This is a genomic window from Shewanella sp. 11B5 (assembly GCF_002836795.1).
In the GTDB taxonomy this organism is placed as follows: domain Bacteria; phylum Pseudomonadota; class Gammaproteobacteria; order Enterobacterales; family Shewanellaceae; genus Shewanella; species Shewanella frigidimarina.
In genome coordinates, this window is the sequence record NZ_PJAP01000748.1 from 1 (window position 1) to 1,846 (window position 1,846).

The window sequence follows — 1,846 nt, forward strand, 5'->3', positions numbered from 1 at the left end:
ATTCTGAGCGCATATTGCCATTACTCCACCAGCTTCTGGTTGTGCCCTCAAGCACACCAGCACGATAATTGGAGTCAAACGCAAGGGTGCCATTGTCAAACCATTGTTTTAGAAAACCGTCTCGTAATCCTTGTTCAAAGTGCGCTAATTTCGCCATTTTCCCATTAGGATAATAAGTAACCGCATCGCCGGTAAAAGACTCTTTTTGGTATAATCTCAAACCCGTTGTGTGCGAGATACTAATATGCTGACTCAAAACCGGTCCGCTTGGTGCAGCAAATAGCTGCACATACATCAGTAATCCGCCTAAAAAGACGACAAATAACATTGCCCCATATTTAGCGAATTGCACTTGCTGTTCCTTGGTAATCGCCTGGGAACAAGATGTAATATGATCCTAAATAAAGCTCATTTTGAATGTGATAATGGTATTCAGCATCTTGAGCAAACTGAGTAATAGATGTGTGACCGCCTGATGCGTCTAAATCAGTTGGGTAAGTGCCTGTAGAGTTACACTTACGACCATACAAGAAAAAGCCATCGGCAATAACTCCGATCAAATTGGAATCATCTTCAGAAAATGAGATAGGCTCTAAATGATAGTGATAACTTTGCGGTCCTGTATGTGCGCCGTTAAAGTCGAGGCTGCCTGCAGCGTCGTCAAGAGGAATACCTGGGCCTTCTTCATCGTTATAAATAACAGCTCCACTCACCGCAATACCAATTGCCCCTAAACCGGTAGCAGAGGTTGATGTTGCTTGAGATGGGCTGTTATCTACCGTTAACGTGTAAGTCCCCACAAAGTCACCAATGTAGCCGGGGGCCATTTTTGCGTAAGACGTCACGGTGGGTTCAACATGCAGTTCATTACTAGCAGACCAATAAGGCGATGTATGATTTGGCATACCATTGGTTTCAATAACGACTTTAGTGCCGCTGAGCACCACATTGACGTTGTTATCATCAAACTCATAGTACGCAGTATGTAAAATGCCACTGCCTAAATCTTCTGTTCCCGTATCGATGCCAGTATCAGTTGAAGTATCGGTTGAACTGGTTGCATCTGCTACATCGGTGCTGTCTTCAGAACCGCCACAGCCTGTTAACCCCAAGGTTAATGCTAAGGTGATGGCAAGAGTAAGCGAACTTAAATTTGAAGGATTCATGTCATATCTCATAGGTGTAAATATAAGATAAAGCTTAACAATGAAATGTGCAGAAACTACGCAGAAATTATGAATAATCAGCAGTTTTGTATATACGAATGTTAATGAGGTTAAAAAGCCGCTTGGGATGCCGTGGGGTGGTTTTCAGCATTAGTCATGATGGCAACGTTCATATATAAGCTTGGAGAAGTCGCTTGGTTTTCTGGCGTGGTTGAACAGCTTGGTGTCAGTTTGATGATTTCAGTGATTATCTTTGGCTCCGGTTACGTATCAATGGAAGACGGGTGGGTAATGGGCTTTATTATGAGTGTTGTTAACTTAACTATTTGGGGTGTTGTCGGCGGACTTTGGTGGAAATTACTTGGTTACAGGTAAGATTGACAAACTCTCTCGCAACGAGTCAATGCTAGGCTTCTAACTAAATAGTCTGCTCATGCTGTGACGATAACAGTGCTTATTACTTTTCAATGTCGATATACCGAGTTAAGGTTAGTTACATTCGCCTTTAAGTTATATCAAAGGAAAATCGCATAATGAGTCAAAGTTAGAAAGCAAATTAACTATGTCAATTGCTTAGCTCAACTTAATCATTTAAGCATTAATACATCTATATATTAACGGACTCAGCTGAGCCCATATTTAAGCCTACAGAGTATTACCTACAAATCTAATGTCGTAAA

The 1,846-nt window shown here is 41.5% G+C and carries 3 protein-coding genes; 1 reads left to right on the top strand and 2 read right to left on the bottom strand.

The genetic code is table 11. The features are described from left to right. Together CXF78_RS16030 and CXF78_RS16035 are read right to left on the bottom strand one after the other, a co-directional pair. A partial coding sequence (locus CXF78_RS16030) for a toxin-antitoxin system YwqK family antitoxin (protein WP_374702302.1) occupies window positions 1-352 on the bottom strand: 352 nt, incomplete at its 3' end. Continuing rightward, the gene (locus CXF78_RS16035; protein WP_102037343.1) at window positions 339-1,166 is read right to left on the bottom strand and encodes a YHYH protein; all 828 of its coding nucleotides are present in this window, start codon (window positions 1,164-1,166) and stop codon (window positions 339-341) included. The genes CXF78_RS16030 and CXF78_RS16035, both read right to left, overlap by 14 nt. Before the next feature lie 156 nt (window positions 1,167-1,322). Here CXF78_RS16035 and CXF78_RS16040 point away from each other — a divergent pair, with 156 nt between their 5' ends. Next, complete coding sequence (locus CXF78_RS16040; RefSeq protein ID WP_145991504.1) at window positions 1,323-1,541, top strand: anion permease; 219 nt, start codon at window positions 1,323-1,325, stop codon at window positions 1,539-1,541. Window positions 1,542-1,846: the final 305 nt, after the last annotated feature.